Here is a 6,622-nt window from a genome sequence, read left to right as displayed (position 1 = left end):
TCCGAACGCCTCTGCACGTCCCTATGGGCGGGCCTTGGCGAGGGTGCGTTCGCGCACGCCGGTTTCCAAAGACGCCGGTCTTCCAACCTTGCCTTGTGCCCGCCCACCCCATTTGGAAGTGGGGAGCAGGCCTAACTCGTCTTTGGAGCCTGTCATGCAATCCCACCCCCTCACCCAAAACCCCTGGTCCGTCGACGCCGATCCCGAGCACGGCCTGGTCCCCCTATCCCCTCTCTACCAAATCGACCGGGCCCGCTACGCCATCGCGGCCATGGCACGCATGGTGGGCAACAGCGCGTCAGAGCCTGACGCGACTGGCGGGCAGCCGCTAGACGCGTGGACGGTGGCGGCGTTGATGGGCGGGGTGGAAGGCTTGTGCGATCACTTGGGGACCTTGGCGGACGCGATGCTGGAGCAGGCGCGGGCTTGCGGCGTGGATGCGGACCCTTGCGGCGTGTTGCACGACGCACCGGCGTCGTTGCAGTAGGCGCCCGCTCAACGACAAAGACCCGCCCGCGCTGGCGGGCATGGGAGACGAACACCGGGCTTGCGCCGGTATTCGTCTGGATATAATGGGAACAATTCCCATTCCCAACATATCCCCATGCCCGCCACCCCCAGCGCCAGTCCCGACGCCGGTATCGCGACGCTGTACCGCGACCATCATTCCTGGCTGCACGGCTGGCTGCGGCTGAAGCTGGGCGATGCGCATCGCGCGGCGGATCTGGCGCAGGACACGTTTGTGCGCCTGCTGTCGGCAAACTCCCCCTCCCCGTCTGACACCGCGCTGCGCGAGCCGCGGGCCTACCTGCGCACCATTGCGAACCGCTTGCTGGTGGACCATTGGCGGCGGCTGGAGGTCGAGCGCAGTTATCTGGCGGTGTTGCAGACGTATCCGCAGAGCCATTGGCCGTCAGAGGAATCGCGGCTGTTGATTCTGGAGTCGCTGGAGCAGGTGGCGCAGATGCTGGGCCGGTTGAAGCCGGAGGTGCGCGAGGTGTTTCTGTTGGCGCAGATGGAGGGGGCATACGTGCCCGCAGATTGCGCGGCAGGTGGGGAAGTCGGTGGCGACGGTGGAGCGTTATCTGGCGCAGGCGTTGCAGCACTGCTATCGGTTGGTCTATGGGGTTTGATCGGACGGGCGTGTCGCCCGGGGCGTCAGGCGCCCGTGCGGAGGACGGCGCGGAGGACGCGGCGGATCGGGCGGTGTTGGACGAGGCCATCCGTTGGCGCATCAAGCTGCAATACAACACGGCGGGCGGTTGGGTGGCGTGGCGGGCGGGGGATGTGCCTGCGGTGCGGCAGGCGTTGGCCGATGTGTCTACGTCGCGGGGCGAGCGGCGTCGTGTCGCGCTGCCGGATGGCGGGACGCTGGTGCTGAATACGGAGACGGCGGTCGATATTGATTATGGCGGGCCGGTGCGGCGCATTCGTTTGCTGGCGGGCGAGGTGTATATGATTTCGGGGCATGACCCGCTGTCGCGGCCGCTGTTCGTGGAGACGCGCGACGGACGGGCACAGGCGCTGGGCACGCGGTATCGGGTGCGGCAGTGGGACGACGGCAGCGAGGTGGCGGTGGATGAAGGCGCGGTGGCGTTGCTGCCGCGCGATGGCGCGGGTGAGGCGGCGGGCGCGACGCTGCGGGCCGGGGAGTCTGCGCGGATGACGCCGCAAGGCGCGCGGGCGCTGGCGCCGGTGGAGGGGCGCATGATGGATGGCGCGGCCTGGGTCGAGGGGGCTTTGTCGGTGCGCGATATGCCGCTGGACGCTTTCTTGCAGGAGCTGTCGCGTTATCACGGGGCGATCGAGTGTGACCCGGCGGTGGCGCGGTTGCAGGTGTCGGGGGTGTTTCAATTGGACGATACGCGCAAGGTGCTGGCGCTGCTGCGTCAGATTCTGCCGGTGGAGCCGCAGGCGGGGCGCTTGTGGTGGGGCGGGCGGGTGACGCGGGTTCGGGCACGCGCACGGGCGCCGAAACGGGCGCCGGAACGGGCGCGGGGCTGAACAAGCAAAAAAAATCTGAGGGGATGGGCGAATTCGTTCGTCATACCGGTTGTAGCCGTGCGCACGGCCCAGCACCGACCGACCCTCATTGGAGTATCCCTTTCGTGAAGACCCATCGTCTCCGGGCCGCGACGCCGTCGTCCGGCGCGCGGGCTTGCTTGCGCGCTTGCCCCCATCCCTTCTTTACCGTGCTGTTGCCGTTGGCGGCGGCCTTGGCCGCCATGACGGCGCCGCCGCCCTCCTACGCCCAGGCCGCGCCGGCTAGGGCGGCGCAGTCCGATGCCGCCCGCGTGTACGCGATTGCGCCGGGGCCGTTGAATGACGCGCTGGCCGCGTTTGCGCGGCAGGCGGGGATATCGTTGGGGTATTCCTCGTCGCAGTTGAGCGGGGCGCGCAGCGCGGGCCTGAATGGCCAGTATGGCGTGGCGGATGGCTTGCGCGCGTTGTTGGCGGGCACGGGCTATCGCGCGGTGAATGTGGATGGCGGCATCCGTGTGGAGGCCGAGCCGCCGTCCGCCACCAGCACGCTGGCGCCGGTGCTGGTGACGGGCGCCTATCATGCGCAGACGGAGGGCACGCAGTCATACGGTTCCAGCATGGCGACTATCGGCAAGACCGGGCAGGCGTTGAAGGACATTCCGCAGTCGGTCACGGTGGTGACGCGCAAGCGTATCGATGACCAGAACCTGTCGACGATCAGCGAGGTATTGGAGAACACCACGGGCGTGACGATCAGCGAGGTGGCCGATGGCGGCCGCAATTTCTATTCTCGCGGGTTCAAGATCACGAACATCCAGTACGACGGCGTGCCGCTGTCGCGCAGTTTCTATGCGGTCGAATTGGACGGCGGCGTTGAACGTGAACAATCTGTTCGACAAGGTGTATTACGAGTATCCGGGCTATGTCGAGAACCGCAACAACTACGGCGCGCCGCGCAGTGTGACGTTGACGTTGCGCGGGCGGTTCTAGGCCGGACAGGAGCGGACGGGCGGCCCCTAGCCGTCCGTTCCAGGATTTGCCGATATCCCCGTAAAAGATCCGCGTCCCGCGCGGCATGAACGTCAGCGACCGCCTTGCCGAAACCGTAGCCTGACACCTTTCATTGGCCGGTCACGACGAGGTCTCCGCTAGGGAGCCTTTGTCTCCTGCCCCTGCTCCCGCTCCTGCTCCTTCTTCTCCTTTTTCTCTCCATCGTAGTGAGACTTAATGGCGAGAAACATGCCCGTGCCCAACACGAGGAGCTTGAACGTACCGAAGACTACAGGGACCCAAAAATTCATCATTTCCTCAAACCGCTGCTTCAGCAGCTTCGTTTACTACTCATGGGCAAGGCAAAGACAAATAAACGATCGCCGTGCGGTCCACGAAAAGCATCAGCCCGATTCCGACGAGTGTGAGATCACGCTGCTCGAGAAAAACAAAAAAAGTGTTAGCGTCACGGCCTGCGCCGGGCAATATGGTCGCAATCGTACATGCGTTATTCGGCAATCGACCGTATCACTTTGGCTGGATTTCTAGTGATCAGTGTGTCCGCAGGTACGTTCCTGGTGACAATGAACCCGCCGCAGGGAGGGTTCGAGGGGATGGCCGGACGTGATGGGGCTTACGTTCGGTCCGTGGGACTTACGTTCCGTCCGATCATCACCGCATCCGCGATGGTCAATCCGCCCAGGTCGTAGAAAGGGCCGTTCTGGTTCCTGCCGGTATCGGGATTCACGCCGCGCCTTCCTCCACGAATCCCAGTGTCCTGAGTTCCGCTATCGCGCCCTTCTCCTCATCCCGCCTGGCTCTGGGCGCGGCCAGCGATGCCGTCAGCAGGATGGACTGCCGGGGCGATTCGTCAAAGCCTTGCAGAACGCTGGCGATGCCCGGGAATGCCTTGGAGAAGTCCGCGCCCAGGGCCGGATATCCGGGATAGCGGCCCTGTTTGTCCACGATGACTTGCGTGTGCGGATCGCGCCGGATCAGGTGCAGGGGCACGCCTTCGCAGCGCAGGCCCAGCAGCTTGGCTTCGCTGATGTCCAGGGCCCAATCCGTCTCAGAGTAGAAGGCGGCGCGCGCCGCCGCGAAGGGTTCAAGAATGCGCGCGTCCGTGCAGAACGCCGTGGGCGTCAGGTTGAGGTTGAGCTTGCCGATTTTGCCCGCGAGTTTGACGCGCCGGAAAAACGAGGCCCACACCAGCAGGATGGGGTTGGTGGATAGGTCCTCTATCAGCACGTCTTCGAACAGGCAGGGCTGGATCATCGAGTTCACGGCGCGGCATTTGGACAGTCGCACGTTCCGTACCCGCGACATGCGCTGCGGATGCTTCATCATGGACAAGGCGCAGTTGTCGAAGGTGCAATCGTGAAAGTGCAGATCGCTGAAGTGCGTGCTGCCCTTGTCGTGCGCCATCAGAAAGGTTGCGCCTTCGGTTTCGTGCACTGTGAGGAAAAGGGTGCCAGGCGATTTCGCTCGGGAGTCGTAGGCTGCCATTTTTTTAAGCAGGTATTAGGGAGCATTCACCTTGATACCCACGGGGCAAGCGCGTCGATAGGTCCGGCCCTTTTTTAGGGTAGCAATTTATGTATTCATGTGACATTATTAGAATTGTTCGGATACATTTATCCGTTCCCTGCGAAGGGCAGGGAACGGCGCATTACTAAGCTGACGAAGATGGTTCAAATGAATAAAAAGATGTTGAAGTTGGCGGCCTCTGCCGTTTGCGTAATGGCGATCGCCGGTTGCGCCAATGTGCCGATGGCGCCGGCCGAGCAGAATAAGCAGGCCAAATCGTTCCCGGCGCCGGACGAAGGAAAGTCCGGCCTGTATGTCTACCGGGACAGCTTCGTGGGCAAAGCTCTGAAGAAAGACGTGTACGTCGATGGCAAGTGCCTGGGCGAAACAGCCGATCGCGTGTTCTTCTACACACAGGTGGCCGGCGACGAGCAGCACAAAGTCTCCACCGAATCGGAGTTTTCGCCGAACGATCTGATGGTGATGATGGAGGCGGGCAAGAATTACTTCGTGCGCCAATTCATCAAGCTCGGCGTATTCGTGGGAGGCGCTGGCGTGGAGCAGGTCACGGAAGAGGAAGGTAAGCGGGTGATCTCCAAACCCGAAGTGAATCTGGCGGTCGAAGGCCGTTGCGATAGCTGATCGCAGTTGGCTCCCGCCGCATTTTTGAGGAAATGACGATGCGCCTTGGTCTGCTGTTGGCTGCCGTGCTGTTTGCCACGGCAGCCCATTCGGCGAACTATCCCTGCTCCGGAAAGAAGGGCGGCGTGGAGCGTTGCGTCGGCGAACAGTTTCTGTGCCGCGACGGATCGATCAGCGCATCGAAACGCGTGTGCTCAAATCCGGGTTCCAGCGCGTCGCCCCTTATTTCCAAGCCGTCGGCCGCAGGTTCCAATGGCGCATGCAGTTGCCGTGATGGCCAGTACTGCACAGGGCCGCGCGGCGGAACGTTCTGCTACACCGATAGCGGGAAGAAGTCCTATCTCAGGAAATGAGCGCCCGGCGGCACAGCTCGGGGCCGTCTCAATAGCTGCCCGTTGGCAGCACGTCCGCCACATAGGCGTTGGTATCCGGGTCCTCGCGCAGCGCATGCCGCATCCACGCGCCGCGCTCATGGGCAGTCACTTCCAGTTCCCATACGCATGCAATGAACGGCCCCTGCACGGGTTTGAATTGCGCGGGTGTTTCCAGCGCCCCTATTGCTCTAAGGCTCGGCGGTCTACCACGGGGGCCTTAGCGCAATAGGGGCGCGCCGCGCGAGGACGGTGTTAATTTGTAGTCCGACCGCCGCATCCGGCGCCCTCCTGTTCAAGAGATTCTTCGATGTCCAGTCTTCAGTCTTCGCGCCCCGTCGCGCTCGTCACGGGTTCGACCTCCGGCATAGGCGAGGCCATCGCCCGCCGTCTGTCGCGGGACGGCTATGCGGTGGTCGTGCATTCCCGGCGTTCGGCTGAAGCCGGCCATGCGCTGGCACGCGAGTTGGGTGCGGCGGCCTATGTGCAAGCGGATCTGGCGAACGATGCCGACAGGATCCGGCTGGTCCGCGAGGCGGTCGCGGCATGGGGGCGGCTGGATGTGTTGGTCAATAACGCCGGTATCAGCCGGGTCATTCCTCACGCGGATCTGGCGGCCGCTACGCCGGACATCTGGCATGCGTTGCATGAGGTCAACGTCGTTGCGCCGTTTCGCCTGGTGGCCGAGGCGCAGGCTGCGCTGCAAGCGGCGGCGGCGAAGGGCAGGCCTGCTTGCGTGGTCAATGTGAGTTCGCACGCCGGAATCCGGCCCAAGGGCGCTTCCATTCCTTATGCGGCGACCAAGGCGGCGCTCAACCACGTGACGCGCCTGCTCGCGCTTTCGCTGGCTCCGGATATCCGGGTGAATGCGGTGGCGCCCGGCCTGGTGGATACGCCGCTAACGGCCGATTGGACGCAGGCCCAGGCGTTGTGGCGCGACAAGGCGCCGATGCGCCGGGCGGCCAGCCCGGAGGATATCGCCCAGGCGGTCTCCATGCTTATCGCGTCAGACTATTTGACCGGCGAGGTGCTGCTTTCCGATGGCGGATTGAACCTGACGTAGTCTTGCGCGACTGCCGAAGCGTTGCTGGCGGAAATCCAAGCGCGCC

At 63.8% G+C, this 6,622-nt stretch carries 7 protein-coding genes and 2 pseudogenes; 7 read left to right on the top strand and 2 right to left on the bottom strand.

Annotated features, from left to right (window positions below; genetic code table 11):
• Window positions 1-154 precede the first annotated feature (154 nt).
• From ACN6PJ_RS10495 to ACN6PJ_RS10480, 4 genes and pseudogenes are all read left to right on the top strand, one after another.
• Window positions 155-487 carry a hypothetical protein gene (locus ACN6PJ_RS10495; RefSeq protein ID WP_427995797.1) on the top strand — a complete coding sequence of 111 codons (333 nt, stop codon included), beginning with the start codon at window positions 155-157 and terminating at the stop codon, window positions 485-487.
• A 117-nt stretch (window positions 488-604) separates the two neighbouring features.
• Window positions 605-1,133, top strand: a pseudogene (locus ACN6PJ_RS10490) (sigma-70 family RNA polymerase sigma factor).
• A 73-nt stretch (window positions 1,134-1,206) separates the two neighbouring features.
• Complete coding sequence (locus ACN6PJ_RS10485) at window positions 1,207-2,004, top strand: FecR domain-containing protein (RefSeq protein ID WP_427995796.1); 798 nt, start codon at window positions 1,207-1,209, stop codon at window positions 2,002-2,004.
• A gap of 104 nt (window positions 2,005-2,108) precedes the next feature.
• Window positions 2,109-3,062 (top strand): TonB-dependent receptor plug domain-containing protein, encoded by a 954-nt coding sequence (locus ACN6PJ_RS10480; RefSeq protein WP_427995795.1) that lies wholly within the window; start codon window positions 2,109-2,111, stop codon window positions 3,060-3,062.
• Between the two features lie 419 nt (window positions 3,063-3,481).
• Here the strand turns inward: ACN6PJ_RS10480 and ACN6PJ_RS10475 are convergent.
• Both ACN6PJ_RS10475 and ACN6PJ_RS10470 read right to left on the bottom strand, forming a co-directional pair.
• Window positions 3,482-3,700: pseudogene (locus tag ACN6PJ_RS10475) on the bottom strand (sugar O-acetyltransferase); the annotation flags it as partial.
• A gap of 17 nt (window positions 3,701-3,717) precedes the next feature.
• Window positions 3,718-4,398, bottom strand: a complete 681-nt coding sequence (locus tag ACN6PJ_RS10470; protein WP_427995794.1) for a hypothetical protein — start codon at window positions 4,396-4,398, stop codon at window positions 3,718-3,720.
• Between the two features lie 282 nt (window positions 4,399-4,680).
• Between ACN6PJ_RS10470 and ACN6PJ_RS10465 the strand changes: the two genes are divergently transcribed.
• From ACN6PJ_RS10465 to ACN6PJ_RS10455, 3 genes are all read left to right on the top strand, one after another.
• The gene (locus ACN6PJ_RS10465) at window positions 4,681-5,142 is read left to right on the top strand and encodes a DUF2846 domain-containing protein (protein WP_427995793.1); all 462 of its coding nucleotides are present in this window, start codon (window positions 4,681-4,683) and stop codon (window positions 5,140-5,142) included.
• Window positions 5,143-5,180: 38 nt separating this feature from the next.
• Window positions 5,181-5,495 carry a hypothetical protein gene (locus tag ACN6PJ_RS10460; RefSeq protein WP_427995792.1) on the top strand — a complete coding sequence of 105 codons (315 nt, stop codon included), beginning with the start codon at window positions 5,181-5,183 and terminating at the stop codon, window positions 5,493-5,495.
• A gap of 328 nt (window positions 5,496-5,823) precedes the next feature.
• Entirely contained in the window at window positions 5,824-6,576 is a 753-nt protein-coding gene (locus tag ACN6PJ_RS10455) for an SDR family NAD(P)-dependent oxidoreductase (protein WP_427995791.1), read from the top strand.
• Window positions 6,577-6,622 lie beyond the last annotated feature (46 nt).

The sequence above is a fragment of the Achromobacter sp. genome, assembly GCF_050285585.1.
GTDB lineage: Bacteria > Pseudomonadota > Gammaproteobacteria > Burkholderiales > Burkholderiaceae_B > Achromobacter.
The sequence above is the reverse complement of the archived record's forward strand: the minus strand, read 5'-3'. Positions and strand labels throughout refer to the sequence as shown.